The sequence below is a fragment of the Clostridium sp. JNZ J1-5 genome (assembly GCF_053901425.1).
In genome coordinates this window covers 2946320-2971846 of the sequence record NZ_CM132773.1, presented here as the reverse complement: position 1 = coordinate 2971846, position 25527 = coordinate 2946320, and the positions used below count along the sequence as shown (strand labels likewise).

Here is a 25527-nt window from a genome sequence, read left to right as displayed (position 1 = left end):
ATAAATTAAAATAGTAGTAATATACAATTATTTTATCTAGGGGGAAACTTATGGAAAAGTCAAAAGTTTATTTTACAGATCTAAGAACTAAACCTGGTTTAAATTTATTAGATAAACTAGAAAAGTTAGTAAAAATGGCTGGTATAGAAAATATCGACTTTAAAAATAAATTTGTAGCAATAAAAATTCACTTTGGAGAACCAGGAAATTTGGCTTACATAAGACCAAATTACGCTGCACAAGTAGTAAAAATTATAAAAGACTTAGGTGGTATACCATTTTTAACAGACTCTAACACCTTGTATACTGGCAGAAGATCTAATGCTATTGACCATTTAACTGCTGCTTTTGAAAATGGTTTTAATCCATTAACAGTAGGCTGCAATGTAATTATTGCAGATGGTCTTAAGGGCACTGAGTATAGAGAAATTGAAATTAATAGCAAACACTGTAAAACAGCTAAAATAGGTTCTGCTATAGCTGATGCTGATATTATAATCTCAATGAATCACTTTAAAGGTCATGAAATGACTGGTTTTGGTGGGGCGTTAAAAAACTTAGGTATGGGGTCTGGCTCAAGAGGTGGAAAACTTGAAATGCATTCAGCTTCTCAGCCTAGAATAAAAGAAAAGAGATGTACTTCCTGTAAACAATGTATAAAAAATTGTTCTCAGGATGCTATAAGTTTAAATGAAAACAAGGTAGCATATATAGACTACGCTAAATGTATAGGCTGCGGTCAATGTGTTGCAGTATGCCAATTCAATGCAGCTCAAGTTGTATGGAATGAGTCAGCTGATACCGCCAATGAAAAAATAGCTGAATATGCTTATGCTGTTATAAAGGATAAAGCAAATTTCCATATTAATTTTATTATGAATGTTTCACCTGACTGTGATTGCTTCAACTCAAATGATCTACCTATTGTACCTGATATAGGAATAGCTGCATCCTTTGATCCTATTGCCCTTGATAAGGCTAGTGTTGATTTAGTAAATAAAGCTCCAATTATTAATGGCTCCATACTTTCAGACAAGCATTATCATGATGGAGAGGATAAATTTAATCATGTTCATTCAAATACAAATTGGGAGACCGGATTAAAGCATGGTGAAGATATGGGTTTTGGTACTTTAGACTATGACTTAGTAAGAGTATAAGATAAAATTCTCTTAATTTAAAAGTAGCTGTGGCACTAAGAATAAATACTACAATATATTGTTTTAACTTTAAACTTGCAAAACAGTATACTGTATGTAAATTTCTTAATGCCACAGCTCCCTTTTTTGCCCTCATGAGAGGCACTTGAGAAACCCCAATGGTTGACTTGCTTTACCTATTTATTACTACATCTATTTATTACTAAACCTATTATATTTGCATTTAATCTTTCTAATGTATCCTTCGCTAGTAAAGCTTTTTCATTATCTGTCTTATTTAAAGTAATTACCAGAATACATCCATCAGAGTATTTTGCTATTATCTCTGTTTCACTCTCCCCTAAAATGGCAGATGTATCTATAATGACATAATCATATTTTTCTTTTAACCAATTAAAAAAGTTGATTGTAGTTGAACAGTCTGAAATATAGAAAGAATTATTATTTATATTACCTATTGGTGATATTTCCAATCCTTCTATTTCACTGCAATACATAATGTCTTCATACTTTACTTTTTCATTAAATATATCAACTACACCTTTTTGATTATTTAGACTATAAGTTTTACTCACATTAGGGTTTCTCAGTGCAAAATCTATTAATGCAACTTTACTACCACTTTTAGCCATAACTTCTGCTAACTTAATTGCAATTAAACTCTTACCTTCTTTAGAACCTGGGCTTGTTATTGTAATGATTTTATTTTTGTCGCTTAAATTTGAAAATCTTATACTATTCTCTAAGCTCCTAAATGGGGTATAGTAGATTTTTTTCCCTTTAAATATTGGAATTCTTCCAATTATGTTTAATTTAAGGTTTCTTCTTATTTCAAATTCACTTTTTAAAGATGAATCACTATATTCTAAATAAAGAATAATTAGAAGGGCTACCATGAATCCTATAGCATTCACTTCAAGAATAATCAACTTTTTATTTGGACTTATTGGCTCTTGTGGAAGTTTAGCTTCATCTAACATCTTAATATTTCCATTTGGGAAAATACTCTGACATTGTTCTATAAAAGAACCCCCATAGGCGTTTGCTAATTTCAAAGTACCCTCCGGGGAATCCCCTTGTATTTTTAGCATTAAAACTTGAGTATCATTTTGGGCAACAATATTAGTGGATCTAATAACTTCTTCTGCACTTATGCTGCTATATAATTTATTTTTGGTTTTCTCAGCAACAGCCCAGGATCTTGCAATTTCAGTATAAGTTTTAATTAGGCTTTGATACATAATAATATCATTATAATTGTATGCTTGTTCAGCCTCATTTCCACCTTTTCCTACAATCATACTTACTTTCACTTCAAAAGTAGGCTTAATGAAAAAGAAACTTAATAGAATAGATAAGATACAAGGAATTATAGTAATAGAAATAAAAACTAACTTTCTTTTTTTTAAAATTTCGAAAAAATTCTTTAACTTAATATCATTTTTCTCCCCCATATTTCCCCCATATTTCCCTCATATTTTTATTTTTAATAAGCTTTTCAAATCTCTTCGTTTAATATATTGATTACTTCTCTACCTGAAACCCCAAGGGCATTTGACTCATAAAGATATTTAATTGTATCTTCATATATCTGAGTCCAGTCCTTCCATTCATCAGTAAAGGATGTATTATGCCATAGTAATGTAAATACTCCATTATATTTTTTTACTGTATTTATCATATTTATAATAGCATCAGCACTCTCTTTATAATTAAGATGCCTATATTTTTCATCTTTCAAGGTTACATCCATTACTATTAATGGGATTTCCCAAATATTTAATACTCTGTTTTCAATTAAATCAAATGGTTTATAAGGAAAACAAATTCCACTTCTAAAGCCTTCAACTTCAGCATAGCCTAAGGTGGTATCGTAAAGAAGTCCGCTCTTTTCTTGTACTTCCCATGTACTTGGAATTTTAAATCTTAAAAAATGCTGCCTGCAACCATATCTTTGATTTTGTATATTTTTCTCAAGGGATTTAATCTCTTCTTTCATTTTTACTAAATTGTCATAACTATAGAAACTACCATGATATCCTGCTTCAAATCCTAGTTTATAAAGCTTATACAATATTTTAACTAATCTTTTATCATCTATATTATATTTTCCATCATATTTTGAGGTTCCCCCACTCATAAAATAGAAGGATGATCGAAAATCGTATTTTATCTCAGTATTAATTAAATATTCAAAGGTCCAGAAAGGATCTTGTTTATAATCCTTTAAAACTTTAGCATATTTTTTTATAAATGATAATGCTCTTTTAGGATCTTTATATTTTATAAATAAGGCTAGCATATGCTTAGTGACCTTAAAAATATTTGTATACATTTTCACTTCATCAACATCATGAGTTAAACATGCCGCAAACTCATTATTTCCCCACCACTTTTTTCTATGTCCCTTAAAATTAGCCTCCTGAATTAAGCCCCATATAAGTTCTATATATTCATTTACTATAGGCCTTTGTATCAACCCATATCTATAGCATATAGAATCTTCTACCGAAAATCTTCCGTACCTTTCTTTGTAATCATCCCTTTTGTTTATAAATTCCTCATACCTTGTTAACATGAAAAAAGTATCCGAAATTATATCAATGTTTGTGGAAATTACTATGTTATTCTGTAAATTTTCCTTATTTATATATAACTCAGCACTCCCATGATATAAAGAAACTACATCATTTACATCTTTTATAGGAAGTACTAAATTAAATTTTCTAATATCTTTTGGAAGAGAGCTATCTAATAAATATGAATCACTAAATAATTCTCCTGAATTTAATATAAAAATTTTATTAACATCTAAATCCTTATACTTTGTATGAACACACTCTGTATCAATATACAATAGTAAAATATCCTTATTTGTTAATAGAGAATAATGAATTTCTTCCATATATACAGTGTCAATGCCTAAAATTTGAAAAATTGTATCAAATACATAAGATATTTGTTTTGTGAATTTCTTATTCTCAATATATATATATATCAACTCTACACTCCCCTAAACTTTTTAATAAGTTTTTGCAATTTAGGATTGTTTTTATATATAGTTCTTAAAATAATATTCACAGTGCTCCTTTTATGATAATCCTTGCTAATATTAAAATATGGCTTTTGAGTAGCTCCAAAATTCACAATAAATTTTTCTACGTTTTCTATCATACTTCCTTCAAAATCAAACTTTTTTGTTTTGTTTTCACAGAATTTAATTGAATCCCAAACTAGCAATGTATCTGCTTGATTATTACGAAATTTTTCATCCTCTCCAGCCATTAAGCTGTAAGCTGAATTTTCATCCCAAACAATATAATGTGCTGCACAAATCTCTCCTGAATTTGTCTCTGCATAAAAAATTTTTCGACAGTTATGTTCAGCACAGGCATTATCAAGTCTTTCAACAAAGTCTAGTGAATAAGGAACCTTAATGTTTTGTCTTTCAAAGGTTTTTTTATTAATATCATAAAATCTTTTTATGTCCAAATCTTCTTTAACTTGGACTAACTTAGAAGCTTTCTTAATATTTTGCCTCACTCTAGAATCAAAATTAACATATATTTGCTGAAGGTCTTGCAGATTTTCTAAAACATAAGTATATCTAGTAGTTGCTTTAAAAGAATTCCAATAAAAAGGTAGCCAATTAGTAAAGGAGTAATCAAAATTTTGGTTGTATGCTCCTATATTTAAACCCTCTAATTTGCAAACTATTTCTCTAATCACCTTTTTTTCATACTTAAGTCTTGTGCTATACTTCTGATTCACTGGATATTTAATCCAAATACCATTTTTATGTGTAAGCTTTGGTTGATCTATAAAAATATACTCTTTTCTCTCCTTAAAGTAATAGGGTAAAGCCCCAATAATTTCCTCATTGTTTTCCACAAGTATTACATCCCAATTTTTTTCTCCTGCTACAGCATCCATCCACCAATATTGTGAAAAAATTGGTATAGATTTTTCTTTGATACATAGCTCTTTATACTTATTCTTATTTGTCATAGCTCCCCCTCTTACATTACTTTTTTGATTTTAATATCACTTTAAAATTTATTTCAGAATCGGTGAACTTTTGCTTTTGTAAAAAGTATAAGTATATAGTAAGAAATATTGCTCCTTCCAAAATTGTTGCCTTAATGCCAATTTCTATTTTGCATACATATCTAATTGTAAAATCCAAAATAGCTTGCATACACAAGACTGCCATAGGTTTAAATAAAACCTTAATATTTTTTACACTATTAAAATATCTATTTGAATCATAAAAATAGTAGAATAAATATAGAAAAATATATGCTATTAAAGTTGTAATTGCTGCCACTTCATAGTTGAATAGTGGAATAAAAATAAGATTTAATGAAATGTTAAGTATTGAAGCAAGTACAAATCCTTTTACAGTAATCATCATTCTATTAGAAAAATTCAATTTGTTCTCAATAAATAAAGCCATACCATATATTAATGAAGTAATCATAATAAATGGCATCATTCTATAACCAACTCTAAAGCTTTCTCCTAATAGTATAGCTGCTATTTGCTTTGAAAAAATGGAAAAGTACATTGTTATTGGCACTATCATTAGAATAAAAATGGTTATATACCTATTCATAGTCTTATCATAGTTATCAAGATTATTTTCTAATTCCCTAAATAAGATTGGATTTACTGCATTAAAAAAAACTGCTATAAGAGTAGCTATACTCATTTGTGCTAAATTGTATATCTGATTGTATATTCCTACTGCTTCAATAGAATCAAAAATTTTAATTATATACCTGTCACTTGAAGTTAGTAGTAATAAGCTTAAGTCTCCTAAGGATATTGTTAGACCGTACTTGAAAAATTTTTTAACACTACTAAATTGGATAAATTTATAGGATATATTAGTCATTTTTCTATGCCTAAAAATTATTAGAGCAAATAAAATTATATTAACAATAATGTTACTTTCAATTGTTGCTTCAATCCTATGCCCCATTCTAAAGGTTAAAAGTATTAAAATTATAAAACTACCTATATTCAATGAAACATTGGACAGATTATATAGAGCAGCTTTACCTTGTAATCTTACAATAATCATATATAGAGCAATACATTGAGTTAATAAGGTTTGTATAAGACTTAATATAATAAGGTTTATATTATCTGAATCACTAAAAAGCCCTGCCCAAATGAAACATATTACTACGGTAAAAACACTTGCTATAATATACATAAAAAGAATATTTGAATATAGCTCATTAAGCTTATCCTTATCCTTATTCTTATACTTGTAATAAAATCTCCAAAGACAGTTGCTAATCCAAGCAAAAACAAGAATCAAAATATACCCAAAGGTAATATTAATTAATCCAATACTCCCATACTCTTCCGGGGTAAAATATCTAGTGAATATAGGAGTTCTTATAAAAGTAATAATAATTGGAATAATTGTACCAATTAAGTACCATAACATATCTTTATACACTTTATATTCTTTGAAACCTTTAATAAGCATATCCCCTCCATGATAAATATATGGCCTTACCTATTGAAACCACTCTATTTTAAAGTCTCGTATATGTTAATTAGCTTTTTCTCCATAATGCTCCAATTATACTCTTCCTTTGCTGCTTTAGAGCCATTTATACTATAGTATTGATAAAGCTGCCTATTGTTAAGCATCTTAACAAGGGCCCTCCAAATCTCTTTAGGAATTCTAGGGTCTACAAGTTCTCCACACCTACTTTCCTCTACATATTTCCTTATTGGTGGCAGGTTACTTCCTACTACAGGCAATCCAAACATCATGTATTCAAATTGTTTAGTTGGAATGTTTTTATAGAACTTAGGTATAGGAAGCAGTGGAACTACTCCTATTCTACATTGTCTAAGGTAGCTCCCAACTAACTTGTGAGGCACCTCCCCTAACAGAGTCACATTCTTTTCTAAATCATTTTCTTTTATATACCTTCCAACCTCTTCTTTTAATCCTGCTTCATTAAAAGGCCCTATAAGTAAAAGCTTAAGATCTATTTTTTCACTCTTTCCAATCCCCATCACTTCTAAAAGATTTAAAATCCCCCTAACTCTTGTGATTGATCCGCAATATACAATATCGTAAATTCTTTCTTCAAAGGATATAGGGGATATATTATCAAACAAATCTGTATAATTATATATCTCCTCAATTTGTTTGGTCTTTAACTTCTCTCTAAACCTACTAGCAATACTGCTGTCTGCCGTTATAATTAAATCATAATATCTACTACAATGAATTTCCCACTTATCTATTAATCTTGCATAAATATGTTTAATAACAGTTTTGATTCCCTTCGTAGCTATATAGTCTCTAATCATATCTGGGAAATATTCATATACATCATATACAACCTTAGGTCTGTGAGAGAGCTTTTTTAGCTTTCTTCCTATAAGGTTTAAATATAAATCATGGATATGATATACCGAGGCTCTTATTTCTTTAGCCTTATGAAATAAATCTAAACAATTACTATAATAGAACATAATCTTTTCTAGTTTATTTTTTCCTATTTTTCTTTTTATTTTAATGTATCTAATACCTTCCTCTGTAATACTCTCTTCATCTATGTCAGAGGCAATAATACATATTACTTCGAATCCATGATTTTTTAGAGAAATTGCTTCTTTCCAATACATCCTATCATCTAATACATCATGTGTGGTAGCTATCATACAAACCTTCATAGCATCACCCCTAAAACTAATTATTAAGTATTGCATTCTTTTTTTCATCTTTCTCCATAGTCTTTGCATAGGCTATAACTTGAATTAGCCAGAATATAGAACAGGGTTTTAGAAGCATTTGCTCACTAAAATTATAAAATAATATAAATACTACTGACACAACAGGCATTATCTCTATCATATTATCACTTGTTTTAAATTTCTTTAAAGCTCTATAAAGACAATAAAAAATAGTTACTAAATAAATAGCAAGTCCTATTATACCTATATCAAGCATTATTCCAATATACCCGTTATGAGCAGACATCAATTCCTTAAAATTAAGCTGAAACCTTATGAAATTTGCTTGACTATCCCACTTATCTATCCAAAATGAATTATACCCATAGCCTAGTAGTGGTCTTATTTTAACAGCCTCAATACAATACTCCCATATAGATGTTCTTCCTGAAAAACTTAAGTCTCTTCCAATAAAAGCACTGATTTTATTTATTAATATGCTTTTATTGAATATAGCAAGAATTCCTATAATACTGAAAATAATAGATAAAAATCCCTTATATTTATTTCTCTTTTCCCATATTTTAATAATAATAAAAACAATTAGTAAAACAATTACCCCAGTCCTCGCTCTACTAAATACTAAATTAATACAACATAATATTAGAGCAGTAACACTATTTAATAGCTTCTTTTTATCTTTATTGTGAAGATTAAAATACGCACATAAAACTCCAAAAGACATATTTAAACTCAAGCTATTTCTACTATTATAAATTCCTATCCAAGCCATTTTTCCCTCGCTTGTATCGTAAAAGGTTCCCATACTAGGAATAAAAACAGCTGCAACTAAACTTATAACAGCAGAGATTAGAAAATAGTAAACAAATATATCCAGTATCTCCTCTAAGGAAAATCTCTCTGATAAGCATATCCCATATAAAGTGGTTCCTAAAAGCAATAATCCAGATAAGAGGGTAAGTTTTTTATCTTGAGCCCATATAGCAGATAAAATACAAATTATAACTAAAATAAACATTGGATAACTTGAAAGTATTTTATTAAAATTAGTGAAAAATAATCTTTTCATGTTCCACACAACAACCATATAATAGAATGCTAACATTATATAAATATTGTATAAATCAAATGGTTTTTGTTTATTATCAGGGAAAATAAACAACACAATTATTACAAGCATATAACTAATTATTTTTGTAAATTTATTTTTTTCTACCATCCTTTATTCCTTATCTATATATTGATCTGTCCATAAATTCCAAAACCTTTTTCATCTTACTTTTCCATGTCAAATTTCTAATTGCATAGTGGATTATATAATTATTTTTTCTATAATGCTCTGTTCTTTTAAAAAACTTTTCCAATTCTCCAAAATCTATAATACTGGAATCATTTTTTATTCTATATACAAAAGGAAGCTCTTCCCCTAAATCTGTATCCTCATAGCCTATAACTACAGGAATACCTTTTGCTAAATAACTCCTAACTTTTAGAGGTGCTGCCTCTTCCATTTTCTTTTTATATAAGCTCAAAGTGCCAATCCCTACATCCGCAATTGAGTATATTTTTTCTAGTTCATTTTTATCCTTGATATATCCATAGAAAATAACATTATCGTCCTTAACTTCCTCCATACTTTCATATCCAACTATGTGAATTTTAAATTTATCTTTATTTACAGCTTTTTTATAGGATTCTATTAACCTTTCCACACCCTGCCAAGATTGATTAGGAGTACCAATAAAAAGTATATTTATGTATTCATCATTGTTATCTCTAGTTACTAATTTAATTTGATTATCTTCAATGCCATTTCCCAAGACCATTGCAGGTTTGCTGTTATACTTTCTCTCAATACTTAATATTTCATTTGTAATGCAAACCATCCCTTTGATGCTTCTAAAATACCGCCTTTTAAGCAATACTTCTATCAAATACTTGCAGTAATTTTTTGTTTTAAGTTCACCAAAAATATTTGTTTGCACTTCCATAAATAAAGGAGCAATTTTACTTATTTTTCTATAAAAATTGAATAGAAAAAAATAATCTCTCATGTAAATAACATCAGGCTTAACCTTCTTCATAATCTGTACCATTTTTTTTAGTAATTTTAATTCATAATAGTATTTAAATATAGGGGATACCTTTCTCTTAGTAGAGAATAAAGATACATGTTTAATACCCTGAATTTCACTTACACTTGGAAATAAGTCAAAGGAATAGATTTCTACATTGCAGCCTAATTCTTGAAAACACTTCTTTTGGGTTATTACTTTTTTTATAACACTTAAATCACTTACTTCTCCACTTGATTTAATAAGATAAACTATTTTCTTCATTTACTTCCACACCCCAGCTAATCAAGGTTTTTTTCTCAAAAACTTGCGATAGAATAACTTTCTAATTATATTTGGTATCAGCCTAACGCTCACTCGAATTATAATATTTCTTAAAAATTCTTTTCTATTGATAAATTCATATTTTAATAACTGTTTTTGAAATTTAACTTCAGATTTAATATAGTCAATGCCTCCTCTTCTCTTAAACATATTATTATCTGTCCTCACTAAAGCAAGTACCTGATCTATATTAGCTATCTTAGAATTTTCCATTATCATCCTAACCCATAAATAATAATCCTCATACCATAGAAATGGTTGATAATTGCCTGCTTTCATTACAGCTTCTTTTCTAAACATTACTGACATGTGATTTAACGGATTTCTTTTTCTTGCATAACTTATAATTTCATCATGTTTAAGAGGAACATACCTAATAGATACAACATTATCTGGTTCATTATAAAATTCTTTAATCCATGACCCTACTATATCTATTTCTTTATTATTCTCCATAAATTTTTTTTGAATTTCAAATCTGTCTGGTAAACATATATCATCTGAATCCATCCTTGCAACTAATTCATTAGAGCATTTTGTAACACCAATCTCTAGTGCTTCACCTAAACCCATATTTTTTTCTAAGCTTATTATTTTAAATAGCCCTATATATGTTTTATCAAATTCCTCAATTACCTTGTTTAACTCATGAGTTAGTTCCCCATCTTTTACAATTACTACTTCACTTGGCATCTTCTTTTGAGTGACAATACTTTCTATTGCCTGCCTTAAATATTCAGCCTTTTCTTTATAATAGACTGACATTAAAACTGAAAAACTCATTGTTCCCTCCAAATTAAACTGCTATTCATTACTTTAGAATTTGTGTATACATCTTTTCATAAGCATTACACATAACCTTTGAACTATAAAAAGTTTCTCCTAGTATCCTTGCTCCTTTAGATTTATATTCTAAATCACGTTTTGTATAATATTTAAAAAGTTCTCTTAACTCATCTATATTCCCAACTCTAAACTTATCACCAATTATGGGATTCTTACTTAATATTTCTCTATGTGATTCTATGTCAGATAAAATTATTGGCAATCCACAATTTATTGCTTCTAATACCGCCATTGGTAGCCCTTCAGATTTAGACGAAGATACAAATACATCTGAGGATTTTAAAAATTCTCTTACATTGTTAACTTTACCTTTTACAATAATACTTTCACTATTATATTCTTTACACTTTTTTAAAAGGGGACCATCTCCTAGCAAAACTAAAATAGCAGATTTGGAAATATTGGCCTTCTGAAAAGACTTAATTGTTGTAAAAGGGTCTTTACGATTGCTCATTGTTCCAATAAAAATAAAAATTTTCTTTTTAGTATTTAATCCTAACTTTTCTCTACGTCTTGTCTTTTCTAATTTATCTGCTGGTGAAAAATAGATTTCATCTACTCCATTTGGTATGCTATAAGCATGAACATTACAACATTCATCTAATTTTTTTGTAATACTATATGAACATGCAATAGGATAAGTTATTTTAGATAGGGCTTTAATATGATTTTTAGCCATAATTTTTCCAACTATTTTACCGTATGCCATAGTATAGTCTTCATAGGCAAAGTTATGAATTGTGTTACAATGCTTAAATTTATTTAAATACTTTACAGCAAATCTATCTGCACGGTATCCGCTAGTGTGTATAATATCTGGTTCTAATTCTTCAACCATTTTAATTAGTTTTCTTTTTCCTTTTAACCAGAATCCTAGTCTTGATAAGCCTAAAGAGTGAATATCAATTTTTAGCATCTTAAAATCTTCATATATACTATTTTTAGGTTCCTTTGATAAAGTAATAATTTTAGGCTTAAATTCTTTTCTATTAATATTTAACAATATATTATATAACTGATTAGTTGGTCCGGATGATCCAAGAGTTGAAACTATATATATAATTACTTTTGGCATATTTTATAAGTCTCCCTTATTAACTCGCTGAGTCCATCTTTTAAACTATATTTAGGTAACCACTTTAGTATATTTACAGCTTTACTATTATCCATAATACTGCGATATATATCCCCTGATCTATGACTTAAATATTTAATACCTATATCCTTTTTTGTTATACTCATTATTAATTGGTATAAATCTATTATTGAAATTTCCTTATTGCTGCAAATATTTATTGTTTCATTATCTCCTTCTCTAAGGGCCATATAATTTGCTAATGCTACATCTTTTACATAAATAAAATCTCTAGTTTGTTTACCATCTCCATATATTGTTATTTTCTCTTCATTCATAAATTTATCAACTAGAATTGAGATTACTCCTCCATCACTATTTGAATTCTGCCTTGCTCCATAAACATTGGCATATCTGAAAATTGTATAATTAAGTTGAAAATATCTTCCATATAACTTTATATATTCTTCACAGGTTTGCTTAGATAAACCGTAGAATGAAATTGGGTTTGTAGGATGTTCTTCATTTACAGGAAAGTATTCTAGTTCTCCATAAGCTGCAGCTGATGATGCATATATAATCTTACGAACTCCAACTTCTTTACAACATTTGAGTACATTTATTGTTCCACATATGTTACTTAATGCATCAATTTGCGGTTCCTTTATTGAAGAACTTACACTAACATGTGCAGCATGATGTATAACTACTTCCGGTTTATTCACTTTAAATACTTTCAGCATGTTATCATAATCAAGAATATTGCAAAGGTAAAATACCCCATCTTTATTTATATTACTTCTCTTACCATTAATCAAATTATCTATAACAACCACTTCATTTCCTCTTTCAAGAAATAAATCAACTATATGTGATCCTATAAAACCTGCCCCTCCTGTCACTAAAACCTTCATATACTCCTCCAGCTTTAATTACTCACCTTGCACCATAGCCCTTTAGTACAACATTTATTGTTTTAAATATTATTAATATATCTAAACCTAAACTTTGGTTTTTAATATAGCTTAAATCATATTTAAGCTTTTCTTCAGCATCTATATCATATCCACCATTAATTTGTGCCAGTCCAGTTAATCCAGGTTTAACATATAATCGTTTGCTAAATTCAAATAATTCACTCTCGTACTTTTCATAAAAAAACTTTCTTTCAGGTCTTGGTCCAACGAAACTCATTTCACCAAGGAATATATTTACTAACTGTGGCAATTCATCAATATGAGTCTTCCTAATTATTCTTCCAACTCTGGTAACTCTAGCATCATTCTTCTCTGCCCACTTGGGTCCTGTGTTAATCTCTGCATCTACATACATAGATCGAATTTTGTAAATCTTAAATGGTTTTCCTTCTTTCCCTAATCTTCCTTGGACTAGTATAGGTGGTCCTTTTGATTCGGCAATAACAAAAAAACTAGTAATTAATATAATTGGAGCAGAAATAATAAGACCTATAAAACTTAATACAATATCTAAAATTCTTTTTACAATTTGATAGATAGGCCTATTTTTAATATCTAAATCTTTTAAGGTTACTTCGTCTTGCTCTAAATTATAATAACTGATCTGATTATTATCCACCTTCACCACACCTTATTGCATTTATTTCATGTATCATTTATATTATGTTATATCATCTTATAGTACATTATATTTTCAAAAATAAAAAACTCCATGAAAACATGGAGTTCAGGCTGTTGATAAACATATTTTGTCAACAGCCTGAGGTCATGAAATGACTGGTTTTGGTGGGGCGTTAAAAGACTTAGGTATGGGGTCTGGCTCAAGAGGTGGAAAACTTGAAATGCATTCAGCTTCTCAGCCTAGAATAAAAGAAAAGAGATGTACTTCCTGCAAACAATGCATAAAAAATTTCATCCTTAAATTGTTTATGGATTAAGTTTTTACATTGTTGCTATATATTTTTTTATCTTTTTGTAAAGTGATTATAAATGATACACCAATATCCTCATTTTTTCCTTTTATTGTGCCATTATATAGGTTTACTATTCTTTTTACAATATCCAGTCCAAGACCAAAGTTTCCTCCTTTATCTTTTTCAAAAGCTTCAAATATATCTTTGAGTTTATCATGAGGAATTTTTTCACCATCATTATATATAATAATGTGTTGAGTTTTATCATCTTCATATCCTTTTATTCTAATTATACTCTTTGCATATCTTAATGCATTATCTATTAGATTTTCAAAAACAACAGCCCATTGTTCTTCATCACCATTAACCTTAATATCATCAATTTCTACCCGAAATTCAATATTCTTTTCATTATACATAAAACCTTGAACGATTCCTTCTGCTAAAGTCTTTATATAGATCTCTTTAAATTTATTGATATGCTTTGACATATACCTAATTTTAGTTAAATACAGCAAATTATTAATCCTCTTTTGCATTCTCTCTGCCTCAAAATCAATGACCTTCATTGTATTTTCTAGATTACCTTTTGGGTAAATCCCATCCTCTACGGCCTGTATATAGCTTCTAATTACCATCAATGGTGTCTTTAAATCATGTGAGGCTTGCTGGAGCAAGGTTTGTTCATATTCATCTTGCTTTACCAATTCTTTTCTCATATCTTCAATAGATTTTAAGAGTTCCCCTATTTCATCATTCCTATTTATATCTATACTTTCATGCCATTGCTTTTTACCTATACTTTTCACCTTAGTTTCCAACTCTTTTAAAGGTACTGCAAGCTTTTGTGCTAGATACTTTGCTGCTATAAGGCTCATAATCAATGCAATAGCCATTATCGAAAATAATTTTTTAATCAAAGCTGTAGACAGAGAATTTCTGTATGTATCCCACATGTAAGATACAACGAAATTTCCTTTTTTAGTGCTATTATTTATAGTAATTACATAGAGTATTCTCTTAGAACCTACTCTTTGAGCATATCTTTCAGTGAGAGTAGTTTGATTTTTAACTTGGTTTTTTAATTTTTTTAAGAAAAGTTCACGTTCAGTATCATTAGATATGAATTTTTGTATTTTTATTAGATTTGTATCATCTGCATAATAATTTAATTTTACATGTTTTACTTCCCTTATATCATTACTTGGTTCTTCTAAGTTAGTTTCTTCCTGCAGGCTAAGCTTATTAATTGTTTTTTGAATTACATTTTTTTGAGCTATTTCAATAGTATTATAAATTTCATTGGTAAAAAAACTTCTTATAGTAAAAGAGAAGTATACTGATAATAAAACAAATATAATTACTATCACTGAGGTAAATATCGCCCATATTTGTAAAGATAAAGGATACTCTTTTAGTTTTTTCATAATACATCCTTTCTAAAGGGATAACCTATAACCGTGTCCATATATGGTTTCTAACTTCAATTCAGGCATCTTTTTTCTTAGTCTTCTAACAAGATCGTCAACTACTCTATCACTTCCAAAGTAATCATCTCCCCATAAATCGTTAAGTATTTCATATCTTGTAACTGCTCCACCTTTTTTATTTATAAAAAGTACCAAAAGGTCAAATTCTTTAGAAGTCATAGATAACTCTTTATCATTGTACTTTACTATTCTCTTTTCTACATCTATAGTATACCCTTCTATGGTTAAGGTTTTATTATCTATATTGCTGTTATACACCCTTTTTAAAAGTTTTTGTACTCTAATAACAAGTTCTCTAGGCATGAAAGGTTTTGCAATATAATCATCGCTACCCATTTCAAGACCAATAATCCTATCTATATCTTTGTCTCTTGCAGATATAAAAATAATAGGAATATTCTTGTCCTTGTCTTTTATTTCTTTTAACAACTGAAATCCATCTATGTCCGGAAGCATAATATCTAGTACCCATAAATCAGGTTTATTCTCTATATTACTTCTAGCTGATTCTCCATTTAAAAAAGAGGTAACTTGAAATCCTTCTTTTTCAAGGTAAGATTTTAATATATCGTTTAAGTTTTCTTCATCTTCTACTAAATATATTTTGTAGCCCATATCCTTATATCCCTCTCCTCTGACTATGTCTTATATAATTATATCAATAAAATCCTTAATAAATAAGTAAAAATATACCCCTATTTAAAATCAAGGGGTATTCTATATATTAACATAATTAAATTATTAGCTAGAACATATTTACTCTATTAATCTATTTATAAAATATTACTTGGAAAATTGGTTGCATTCTTTCTATCCATGTATTAGATTCTCGGTTATAAAATTTCGTATCAGAATTAACAGCAAATGGTATTCCTGCTTTATCAAGTTGTTGAACCATATATTTTGAAAATTCAACTTGCTCGTTAATAGAATAGTCATCACCATCATTATAATTACTAGGCATCCAAGCACCTACCCATGTAGGAATTTTTGTTTTATTTTGCCATTCTAATGCACTATCAACTTTATCAGTAATCATTTTCTTTTCTTTTTCACTTCCAGTTAACCATAGCTTCCTTTCGTTTGTTTTGCTTGGACCAGCCGCATAAAAATGCCACTCTGCAATTAAGTAACCATTATGGTTTGATGGGATTTTTAGTTCATTTAAATAATCAGCATCAGATCTAAGACGTGGAGAAATCATAATTATTCTAGTCTTATTAGTACTTCTGATTTCTGTAACAACTTTTTCGTAAAGCTCATTAAGTTTTTCAGGTTGCTTATTTAGAGCATCTGTAGCCTCAATTAACAAGTCAAATGCTAATAAGTGAGAATAACTTTTGTATCTTTCTGCAACTATCTTCCACCATTCAACTACCTTTTTAATATTTTCTTCATTTGGCTCATTTTTAAACTCATCTGCTTGATAAGCTATTACTGGTATTATTTTATTTTCAAGGCAATCATTAATTTGTTTATCTAAACCTTTTAATAACTCTTCTGTGGCATCATTTGCAATACGGATACGAACATGAGAAACCTTTGCCTCTTTAAAGTCCTTTACAGTTTGTTCATTGTAATATTTCCTACCTTGAGCATTTTTTGACCAATCTACATCAATTCCATGCCCTAAAAGTTTTACATAATCCCAAGGCTTAATTGCTTCATCTGAATATAAAATATTCTCTTTTGATGAGACAACTTTCTTATCAAAATTTGTAGTTGCTATTGAATATACTATTATTATAACGGTAAAAATTGAAAATATAATATCAAATCGTTTTTTCATACTATTTAATTTAATGAAGCAAGTACTTTATTTAGTATTGCACTTTTTTGTTTTATATTTTCTAATATAGAAGTCTTCTTTTCGATTATACTTTTAAAAATTGCTTCTGCTGCTGTATAATCCTTATTTTTAATATTCTCCTTATAGGTATTCCATAATTGTTTCTTTTCTTGTTGCTGAGTTTTTATAGTTTCTTGCATTGCTTTAACCTGCTTAAGCTGATCTTTAACATTATTTTTTAACTCTTTATTTGCACCTTTTTCTTTTGTATTTAGTTTAGTTTTTTCTCTAATTTTGTCTTTTATTTGTTTATAAACTGCCTTATTAGCTTCCATAGCATCTTTTGTTTGTTGTCTAAGTAATAGAAGTTGATTTTTATCATTAAGATGTACTTTTAAGTAGGCATCTTTTGCCTGTTTTTGTTCTAGTGTAAGTTTTTCATTTTTAGTACTTGTTGTAACTTGAGTTGCAGTTGTTGCATCATTTCCTTCTGCAAGAGCAATTGTAGATGCACCTACAGCTAATGATAGTGTAATTAAAATTGATATAATTTTTTTTGTTTTCTTCAAAATAATCACCTCTCTGTTTTGTATAGTTTAATTATAGATAATTTTTATGGTAAAAATATTAAATAATTATGTGAAATTATGTGAATTACTTATATACATAACGACAAAAAAATCACCACATTATAAATTGCATTAAATAAGTATATAAATAAAAAGGGTCATTACAGAGCTACGACTCTGCAATGACCCTTTTTATGCTTATTCTCCTGAATATACTTGTGAAACCACATCATTTCAGAATAAATTTCCGCCTAGTCTCCAGATGCTAATATCGTATCCATTCTCTATTATGACCTTCATCCAAGACTTTAAGGTAATAACATCAGCATACCATATCTGATGTTCTATATTATTTTCATCTTTATAATTAAAAAACAAACACTGGCTTTCATTGTCACGTTCTACTTTAGTGCTATACTCTTTCGATATATGGTCAGCCTCAGTTTCTGAAAGAGAGGTAGCCTTTCCATTAGATGCCCAGTTAAACCCTCCAGTAGCAATTGCAAACTCTTTTTTTCCTGGAACTTTATCCATCTTTTCTATTAAACCCTTAATAAATTTAGGATTTGCCTTTTCTCCTGGTTCACTAAAAGCTCCATGTAAATTGTAGCACATCATTACATATGTAGGGCCTTCATTAAAACTTAGCTTATTAAAAGGCGTATTAGGCTCTAATACAATTCTTAGTCTTAACCCTTCTTTTTCTGCTTTCTGGTATAGTTCATTTATAAATAATATATAGTTATCCCACAATTTTATATCATTTTTTATTTGTTCATAATCAATTTCTATACCCTCAAAGCCATATTTAACTGCTAAATTTATAATATCTTTAATATGACTACTTCTTGAATCTGAATCACTTAATAGCTCTTTTAACAGATTTACATCTTTTAATGAAGAACTTCCATCATTATTTATTTTATCATTAACAATAGTTATATATTTATTGTAATCATAACTCTTTGTTTCATTATAGTAATTAGTTAATTTTTCTGGCATCACTAATTCATTATTGGAGTTAAAATTAGCAGCAAAGTAAGAAATATTTTTTAATTTCTTGCCTAAAGTTTTAATTTCACTATCAGAATTTAAATCCCAGTATACAACCCAAGCTGATAGATTATTTATATCTTCTCCAAATGCCTGTTTCGTTTCTTCATTTAGGTTTGCATTATTATCTTTATTTGTAAAATTACCCTCTTTTGAAGTAACATTTATATATGTGAATGTTACTATTGATAATATTAAAATTATCAATCCAGTAGAAATCAAGTTTTTTCTCACATTATTCTTCATTTGACACCTCTTAAACTATAGGTTTTTAATAAACCAATTCACAAGTTTATTGAAAGAATTTTTAATCTTATAAGTTACAGCCTTTACTCCTTTTAACGAAGCATCATATAGTACTTCATTATTTATATCAGTTACTTTAAAGCTTTTAAAAACTCCATCATATACATCATCTGCAATATTTCTTTGACTATATCCATATTCTCCCCATGCAGACTCAAGAAAAATACTTCCTCCATTTTCATTATTTACTTTTAAACCTTCTACTATTTTCTTTTCATCAATGTCTAAAGTAAGTTTTTTATCAACTAATGTTATATCAACTTTTTTACTTCCAGGTTCCTTTATATCAATCTTTTTATCCTTATTCTTATCATTTAAATCTAAGGAATATATTATATTTTTATTTCCATTTGAAAATTTAATAATATTAACTATATTATTAATAAGTTGAACACATATACTATTGCTTCCATCTTCATTAGACTTTAAGTATATAGATTGAGAACCTATAACATTCCCCATTAATGTGGTTGATATTTTAATATCCTTGTACCTTTCACTATTTAACAACTTAATAAGCCCTCTATCCTTTGGTAATGATGTTAATACAATTTTATCATCTATAAACTCTGCTTGCCCTTTTATTTCTTTGAACTTGCTCTCCTTTTCTTTATCTCCTGAAACAAATTCAATATTCTTTTTAGTATCATCCCAAATTCTCATCAACAAATGATTAGTTGACCAGTATGCCTGTGGCTGAATCCTAGTTAAATCATAAATAGAACTATTTGATAAATTTAATGAATGTCCCTCTCTATTAAAGTTCATGCTAAATAACTCTTTAATCCATTTACCATTTACTTCGCTAGCTTTATCATTTGTGCCAAACTTACCTGTATTCGAATGCATTAGTGCATATGCAGATGGCATAGATCCAACCTCTTCATTATATATTTTTGATAAACTTTCGTAGTCATTACTAATGCGCTCTTTCATCTCTTCATAAGTTTCCATAGGAATACCATGTTCATCTCTAATATAATCCATCAAATAATGATTGTATTCTCTATTAATCTTAGAAGCTGCCTCTGAAAACTGAACTGAATTCAATGTTCCTAAATAATTTGAGTTTTTATCAAAAACATTTATATATTCTAACCTATATCCATTAGTCCCTAATTCCCAATAAGAGCTATCTTTTAATTTTAGTAAATCCTTAGGCATTAAAAACTTTGGATCTTTTTTTGCAAATTTGTCTGCATAAGTCAGCATTGTAGCTTTATAATTATACTCTTCTAGAATTTTTTGAGAAAATATTGCTGTGTCTCTTCTTCCATCCTCAAATAATAAAAATAACGCCTTTTCCGGTAACGTCTTCCCTTTTATATAATAATCTAATATATCTTGCTGAGTAATAGTTATATAACCGTTATCTTTTAACGCTTTAATATGCTTTTCTAATGTTTCAGTACTTATTAGTGTATCATCACCAGTTCTATCCACACCAAAATATGATACTGCAACAAATCCACTATTCCTATCTTTAGAAACCTCTTGAGAGCTATATGGTTTGTATACTGAAAAAGTGAACAGTGCTTTTATAATAAGTACTAATATTATAAATAAAGTTATTCCTTGAAATGTGCCCCTTATTCTCTTAATTCTATCTTTTTTTTCAGGAGAAAAATTTTTATCTTTCATAATTATTCTCTACCCTTTTTCTTAATATACTGGAAGCTTTCCTTTGCTCTTTTTTTCTTTGGGCTGCTATATCACTTGGGGTCATTCTTGTGCCCCATGTGGATTTCCAAAATGTTACCCAAGCTATAGGCATCTGCCAAAGCAATACTGCTTCATAAAAAATACAAAATACCATTCCAAAAATCCAAGTTGTGCTTTTCCTAAAAAGCATTTGAGCAAAACTCATCATTAACGCCATCATTAGCAGTCCAACAAGAAATGTAGTTGGAAATATTTTGTGTACAATTGGTATATAAACTAGGTTATAGCAAACTATTACAGGTGCAGCAATGGGAACGAATACTCCCATATAAAAGAAGGCAGCCATAAAAGGTTCCTTTTTCCACATAAACTTTCCTGCGATAATCGATTCTCTGAGCCATGACCGTTTCCATCTCATTTGCTGCTTAAGAAATACCTTATACTTATTAGGTACAATTGTAGAACAAATTGCCGTATCTTGATAGCTGGTTCTATGTCCATTTAATACAAAATTAGTCATAGCTCTATCGTCCCCAAAGGTTGCCTTTTGCCCTAAAAATTTTTGATTTATCCATTCATCCATATTATCCATAATTATTTGCTTTCTGTAGCAGGATAGTGGTCCTGACAGGCATGTAACTGCATCAAAATAAGCTTCTGCAGCTTTCATAATTCTAAAAGCAATATAGTATCTAACAGACTGCATTTTGGTTAAAGTATTTGTATAAGTATTGGCAACATCCGTTCTGCCTGATACTCCACCCATTTTAGGATCTTTAAAAGGTTGTACTAAATTTCTTATTGCAAAGGGATCTAAAAAGCTATCTGAATCAACAAATACTACTAAATCGTGCTTTGCATTTAATACTCCCCTGGATAGTGCTTCTCTCTTTCCTAGGTTCTTTTCTTGAACAAAATACTTCACCCTATTTGGAGCATCAAATCTTTCCGCTTCATTATTTAACTTATTTATGGTTTCCTTAATTTTATCTACAGAATTATCATTAGAACAATCATCCACAACTATAATTTCCAAATTATCAATAGGATAATCTTGGTTGATACAACTTAAGATTGTCCTTTCTATCCACTCCGCTTCATTAAAACAAGGAATAATAATAGTTACACCTGGTGTATAATCTACATCTATTGGCATAGGCTTGTACAAAACACCAAATAAATATCTACTTAATAGAAATACAGCTGCAATAATACTATATAGGTATATCCACTTATTAAATTTAAAGTATATTATACTCTCTGCACGCATTAATAAAATGAAAGCACTTATAAATAATAATAATAAACTAGATGCAGCTAATACATACCTATCCTTTTTTCTATTGGAGTATTCTGATAAAGTCTCAATAAATTCTATTCCACACAATATTTTTCCATCTTCTGTAATAGAATTTCGAACCTTTTTCCCTTTAATCTTTACACTCATTTCATATCCTTCTGGCATAGAACCAGGCAATATTTTGAAGTCTAATTTAATGCTTTTAGCATTGCCAATTATATTTAATTGTTCTTTATCTTTTAATTCTAATAAAATTCCCGTTGTAGAAATATCTACAGATTTAACGCTAAATGTGATATTGCTACTTTGATTTTTACATACTACTTTAATGTCAGCTTGCATTATATATCTTATTCCAGCTTTTTTACTTTCTATAAATGCATTAGGATCTCCCTTATAGTCCTCTAATACCTTTTTACCTCTACGATCAACACTATTTCTTATAGCTTCTTTATCAGGTACATTTGCTAGCAGTCTTCTATCTACACGGGGATTTAAAAGAATATCATGGGTTTTACCTTGCTTCTTTTTTAATTTCTTGTATTCAACCCTCATTCTTTAAACTCCTTATTTGACATATTAAGGCACATTCAAATAAATAACAGGTCATCACGCTAGTCTATTTTGACTTTTTATTTATTCTCATATGCCTAACATTATTTTTCTAGATAATCACTTAGTTTTGCAACTTTATATTTTTCTCCATACAATCCTTTTTCATTGTTAGTTAAGAATATGTCTAAAGCCTCTGCAGTGTAATAGCTTTGGTCATTCATATGCATTACCACTACATTTCCCTTGCCTTTAACTAGTTCTTCTTTTATATAATCAGCAATTTCTTGCGCAGAAGACCTTTCATAGTCATGAGTTGTAATATTTCCACTAATAGTATATTTATATCCACTCTCAAATACAGCAGCTAGTCCTTCTTTTCTTAAAAGCAAGGTAGGCGGTCTAAAATATGGTCTCAATGAATGTAAATCACCTATTACATTAGACATAACATCATAAGATTTAATTAGAGAAACTTCAAGCTCTTCTCTGCTTGCTTCTAAAAGTTCATGGTTATAGTTATGACTTCCTATATCATGACCATTTAAAGCGATAGTTCTAAGTAGGTTTGGATTAATATTTGATATACCACTGTTAACATCTGTATATTTTGATATTACAAAAAATCCTGCCTTTACTTTATGCTTATTTAACACATCTAGTATTTCATTAACTATTGGATCTCCTCCCCAGTCATCAAAGGTAAAGAATATAACATTTTCACCATTTGTATCAATGGTTCCATCCTTATCAATAGATAATTTTTCATCATCACTAAAGTCACTTAAATCTACATATTTATTACCTATATAATTAGTTTTCATCATTCCTAGTGCATCTTCATAGGTTCTTTTCTTCATATGGGTCCAGTTATTTATAATATTGTATCTGCCCAGTTGTGATGGTGCTTCAATTGTATTTTGTAAGTTACACAATGTTACTACTGAATATCCTAATGGCTTTTCAGCTAAATCATAGGATTGTGATTTTTCATTATATCTATTAACATAACCATTTTGAACATAATTTTTAGTTAATAACTCAACTATATTGGCAATAATATCATCACTTTTAAATAAATCTGAATCTAATCTAAAATAAACTATCTCTCCCTTTCTAAGGGATACATATGAATTTATATTGAAATAATCATGCACAATCTCTTCAGCACTCATATTTTTATATCTATGAATAATAGGTGCCTTAGAACAGGTAAATAACTCATAGTTTTTAAAAGAAGGAATATTAGTCATTGCCGACACAGCTTCTTGAATTTCCCTATCTGAGTACCCATATCCGGCCATATATGCGTTAGTATTTATTCCACTTTCTTTTAATAACTTGTCCACTTCATATATTTCTCTACATATTTCCTCTGTTGATTTATTTAATAAAGTGGAACTAGCTGTTATTCCTCCATTTCCAATTTCGTGTCCTGCTTTTAATATTTTATTTATTCTATCTGGATACTTCAGTATTTCATCCTTTGTCACAAAAAATGTTCCCTTGGCATTAAGTTTTCCAAGCATCTCCAATGTTTTATCTAGACTAGCTTCATTACTTAGACCTCTAAATGTATATGCTAAAGACTTCTGAGTTGTGTAAAATTGTGAGATAACAGGGGCAAGTTTCTTATTATTTTTGTCTATTAATTCTTTAAAGTTAATTAAATCTATGTCATTTTTCACTTCATTATTTTCTGATTTAATATTTCCTGGTTTATTACCTTCTGATTTATTATTTTTCAATTTATTATTTTGCTTGTATATCTTATTTAATATATTCTTACTATTGTATAATTCATTATATTTTTTAATACTTGGCAGATCAGCTACCTTAACAGCCATCTTTTTTTGTTCATCCATTGATTTTAGTAACCATTCTACTATTTCTACAATTGTTACTTCTTCTTTATCCTTGCTTTTAGATTCATCTATTCCGGCTTTCTTATCTATTGCAGGTTTTTCTTCAGCCCTTCGCTGTCCATATTCAAAACTATCTAAAACACCCTCTAATTTAATAGAAACTATGGTTCCATTTTGCAAATTCTTCATATACCAATAGGCTTCATCATAATTTTTAAAACTCTGATAACTTAAATAATGATTACTATTAACAACATACTTATTTCCAGATGCATAAGCCGTTGTTAAAACACTATCATTATAGGTTGTAGAATTGCATTTTAATAGATCAGGAACTTTACCTGTTATAGATTTTAAAATCTTGTTAGTATTACAAAAATCAGTAACCAACTCTTCTTTAGACAACTTTTCCATGTTTTTAGTTCCAGAAAGAGTACCATTTCCTATATCATGTCCACTTTTTTTTATCATTTTTATTATGCTGGGATCTTCTGCTGCTTTAATCCCAGGGACGAAAAAGGTTGCCTTTATACCATAAGTATCTAATAGATCTATTATTTTATTCATAGTATCTTTATTACCAAGCCCTTCAAAAGACAAAGTTACCATATTTGATGATGTATTAACATTAGTTATTACATCTGCCTTTTTACTACTATCCAATGAGTTTAATGCTTCACTAATTTCCTTTGATGCATCATAACTACTTTTCTTATTTATAGTTAGCTCTCCTGTGCTATTATCTATATCATAATTTCTATAAATAAAGATACCTATAAAAATACTTACTAATAAAATTACACCAACAATGATAGTATACTTTTTTTTCATATTTCAC

At 28.8% G+C, this 25527-nt stretch carries 20 protein-coding genes and 1 pseudogene; 2 read left to right on the top strand and 19 right to left on the bottom strand.

The window, feature by feature from the left end:
• Window positions 1-50: 50 nt before the first annotated feature.
• Entirely contained in the window at window positions 51-1160 is a 1110-nt protein-coding gene (locus tag ACWW38_RS14315) for a DUF362 domain-containing protein (protein ID WP_456258202.1), read from the top strand.
• Window positions 1161-1336: 176 nt separating this feature from the next.
• Here ACWW38_RS14315 and ACWW38_RS14310 read toward each other — a convergent pair whose 3' ends face one another.
• Genes ACWW38_RS14310 through ACWW38_RS14260 form a run of 11 tightly spaced genes read right to left on the bottom strand, consistent with a single transcriptional unit; the run spans window position 1337 to window position 13808 of the window.
• Window positions 1337-2614, bottom strand: coding sequence for a polysaccharide biosynthesis tyrosine autokinase (locus ACWW38_RS14310; RefSeq protein WP_456258201.1), 1278 nt, complete (start codon window positions 2612-2614; stop codon window positions 1337-1339).
• Between the two features lie 44 nt (window positions 2615-2658).
• Entirely contained in the window at window positions 2659-4161 is a 1503-nt protein-coding gene (locus ACWW38_RS14305; RefSeq protein ID WP_456258200.1) for a polysaccharide deacetylase family protein, read from the bottom strand.
• A 2-nt stretch (window positions 4162-4163) separates the two neighbouring features.
• Complete coding sequence (locus ACWW38_RS14300) at window positions 4164-5168, bottom strand: GNAT family N-acetyltransferase (RefSeq protein ID WP_456258199.1); 1005 nt, start codon at window positions 5166-5168, stop codon at window positions 4164-4166.
• Window positions 5169-5184: 16 nt separating this feature from the next.
• Window positions 5185-6663, bottom strand: a complete 1479-nt coding sequence (locus tag ACWW38_RS14295; RefSeq protein WP_456258198.1) for an oligosaccharide flippase family protein — start codon at window positions 6661-6663, stop codon at window positions 5185-5187.
• 44 nt (window positions 6664-6707) lie between these two features.
• Complete coding sequence (locus tag ACWW38_RS14290) at window positions 6708-7871, bottom strand: glycosyltransferase family 4 protein (RefSeq protein ID WP_456258197.1); 1164 nt, start codon at window positions 7869-7871, stop codon at window positions 6708-6710.
• A 16-nt stretch (window positions 7872-7887) separates the two neighbouring features.
• On the bottom strand, window positions 7888-9111 hold the full coding sequence (locus ACWW38_RS14285; protein ID WP_456258196.1) for an O-antigen ligase family protein: 1224 nt from the start codon (window positions 9109-9111) through the stop codon (window positions 7888-7890).
• Window positions 9112-9121: 10 nt separating this feature from the next.
• Window positions 9122-10231 (bottom strand): glycosyltransferase, encoded by a 1110-nt coding sequence (locus ACWW38_RS14280; protein WP_456258195.1) that lies wholly within the window; start codon window positions 10229-10231, stop codon window positions 9122-9124.
• 21 nt (window positions 10232-10252) lie between these two features.
• Window positions 10253-11074, bottom strand: a complete 822-nt coding sequence (locus ACWW38_RS14275) for a glycosyltransferase (RefSeq protein ID WP_456258194.1) — start codon at window positions 11072-11074, stop codon at window positions 10253-10255.
• A gap of 28 nt (window positions 11075-11102) precedes the next feature.
• Window positions 11103-12212 (bottom strand): glycosyltransferase, encoded by a 1110-nt coding sequence (locus tag ACWW38_RS14270; protein WP_456258193.1) that lies wholly within the window; start codon window positions 12210-12212, stop codon window positions 11103-11105.
• Entirely contained in the window at window positions 12200-13126 is a 927-nt protein-coding gene (locus ACWW38_RS14265) for an NAD-dependent epimerase/dehydratase family protein (RefSeq protein WP_456258192.1), read from the bottom strand. Before ACWW38_RS14265 ends, ACWW38_RS14270 begins: the two co-directional genes overlap by 13 nt.
• 22 nt (window positions 13127-13148) lie before the next feature.
• Entirely contained in the window at window positions 13149-13808 is a 660-nt protein-coding gene (locus ACWW38_RS14260) for a sugar transferase (protein WP_456258191.1), read from the bottom strand.
• 145 nt (window positions 13809-13953) lie between these two features.
• On the opposite strand from ACWW38_RS14260, the pseudogene ACWW38_RS14255 reads away from it, so the two are divergent.
• Window positions 13954-14100, top strand: a pseudogene (locus ACWW38_RS14255) (DUF362 domain-containing protein); the annotation flags it as partial.
• Window positions 14101-14123: 23 nt separating this feature from the next.
• Here ACWW38_RS14255 and ACWW38_RS14250 read toward each other — a convergent pair.
• The 8 genes from ACWW38_RS14250 to ACWW38_RS14215 all read right to left on the bottom strand — a co-directional run bounded on the left by ACWW38_RS14250 (window position 14124) and on the right by ACWW38_RS14215 (window position 25520).
• Window positions 14124-15530, bottom strand: coding sequence for a sensor histidine kinase (locus ACWW38_RS14250; protein WP_456258190.1), 1407 nt, complete (start codon window positions 15528-15530; stop codon window positions 14124-14126).
• Between the two features lie 12 nt (window positions 15531-15542).
• Window positions 15543-16208: a response regulator transcription factor gene (locus tag ACWW38_RS14245; RefSeq protein ID WP_456258189.1), complete on the bottom strand. Its 666-nt coding sequence runs from the start codon at window positions 16206-16208 to the stop codon at window positions 15543-15545.
• Window positions 16209-16362: 154 nt separating this feature from the next.
• Window positions 16363-17382, bottom strand: a complete 1020-nt coding sequence (locus ACWW38_RS14240; RefSeq protein WP_456258188.1) for a glycoside hydrolase family 5 protein — start codon at window positions 17380-17382, stop codon at window positions 16363-16365.
• Between the two features lie 5 nt (window positions 17383-17387).
• Entirely contained in the window at window positions 17388-17951 is a 564-nt protein-coding gene (locus ACWW38_RS14235; RefSeq protein WP_456258187.1) for a hypothetical protein, read from the bottom strand.
• 234 nt (window positions 17952-18185) lie between these two features.
• Window positions 18186-19250: a glycosyl hydrolase family 18 protein gene (locus tag ACWW38_RS14230; protein WP_456258186.1), complete on the bottom strand. Its 1065-nt coding sequence runs from the start codon at window positions 19248-19250 to the stop codon at window positions 18186-18188.
• Window positions 19251-19265: 15 nt separating this feature from the next.
• A complete protein-coding gene (locus ACWW38_RS14225; RefSeq protein ID WP_456258185.1) occupies window positions 19266-20951 on the bottom strand; it encodes a glycoside hydrolase in 1686 nt (561 codons plus the stop codon).
• The gene (locus ACWW38_RS14220; protein ID WP_456258184.1) at window positions 20941-22827 is read right to left on the bottom strand and encodes a glycosyltransferase; all 1887 of its coding nucleotides are present in this window, start codon (window positions 22825-22827) and stop codon (window positions 20941-20943) included. Before ACWW38_RS14220 ends, ACWW38_RS14225 begins: the two co-directional genes overlap by 11 nt.
• A 101-nt stretch (window positions 22828-22928) precedes the next feature.
• Window positions 22929-25520 (bottom strand): polysaccharide deacetylase family protein, encoded by a 2592-nt coding sequence (locus ACWW38_RS14215; RefSeq protein ID WP_456258183.1) that lies wholly within the window; start codon window positions 25518-25520, stop codon window positions 22929-22931.
• Window positions 25521-25527: the final 7 nt, after the last annotated feature.

Excerpts from the sequence above, each read along its gene's own strand:
- ACWW38_RS14315 (WP_456258202.1), top strand. The coding sequence starts at position 51 with ATGGAAAAGTCAAAAGTTTATTTTACAGATCTAAGAACTAAACCTGGT.
- ACWW38_RS14310 (WP_456258201.1), bottom strand. The coding sequence starts at position 2,614 with ATGGGGGAGAAAAATGATATTAAGTTAAAGAATTTTTTCGAAATTTTA.
- ACWW38_RS14300 (WP_456258199.1), bottom strand. The coding sequence starts at position 5,168 with ATGACAAATAAGAATAAGTATAAAGAGCTATGTATCAAAGAAAAATCT.
- ACWW38_RS14295 (WP_456258198.1), bottom strand. The coding sequence starts at position 6,663 with ATGCTTATTAAAGGTTTCAAAGAATATAAAGTGTATAAAGATATGTTA.
- ACWW38_RS14290 (WP_456258197.1), bottom strand. The coding sequence starts at position 7,871 with ATGAAGGTTTGTATGATAGCTACCACACATGATGTATTAGATGATAGG.
- ACWW38_RS14285 (WP_456258196.1), bottom strand. The coding sequence starts at position 9,111 with ATGGTAGAAAAAAATAAATTTACAAAAATAATTAGTTATATGCTTGTA.
- ACWW38_RS14280 (WP_456258195.1), bottom strand. The coding sequence starts at position 10,231 with ATGAAGAAAATAGTTTATCTTATTAAATCAAGTGGAGAAGTAAGTGAT.
- ACWW38_RS14275 (WP_456258194.1), bottom strand. The coding sequence starts at position 11,074 with ATGAGTTTTTCAGTTTTAATGTCAGTCTATTATAAAGAAAAGGCTGAA.
- ACWW38_RS14270 (WP_456258193.1), bottom strand. The coding sequence starts at position 12,212 with ATGCCAAAAGTAATTATATATATAGTTTCAACTCTTGGATCATCCGGA.
- ACWW38_RS14265 (WP_456258192.1), bottom strand. The coding sequence starts at position 13,126 with ATGAAGGTTTTAGTGACAGGAGGGGCAGGTTTTATAGGATCACATATA.
- ACWW38_RS14250 (WP_456258190.1), bottom strand. The coding sequence starts at position 15,530 with ATGAAAAAACTAAAAGAGTATCCTTTATCTTTACAAATATGGGCGATA.
- ACWW38_RS14245 (WP_456258189.1), bottom strand. The coding sequence starts at position 16,208 with ATGGGCTACAAAATATATTTAGTAGAAGATGAAGAAAACTTAAACGAT.
- ACWW38_RS14240 (WP_456258188.1), bottom strand. The coding sequence starts at position 17,382 with ATGAAAAAACGATTTGATATTATATTTTCAATTTTTACCGTTATAATA.
- ACWW38_RS14230 (WP_456258186.1), bottom strand. The coding sequence starts at position 19,250 with ATGAAGAATAATGTGAGAAAAAACTTGATTTCTACTGGATTGATAATT.
- ACWW38_RS14225 (WP_456258185.1), bottom strand. The coding sequence starts at position 20,951 with ATGAAAGATAAAAATTTTTCTCCTGAAAAAAAAGATAGAATTAAGAGA.
- ACWW38_RS14220 (WP_456258184.1), bottom strand. The coding sequence starts at position 22,827 with ATGAGGGTTGAATACAAGAAATTAAAAAAGAAGCAAGGTAAAACCCAT.
- ACWW38_RS14215 (WP_456258183.1), bottom strand. The coding sequence starts at position 25,520 with ATGAAAAAAAAGTATACTATCATTGTTGGTGTAATTTTATTAGTAAGT.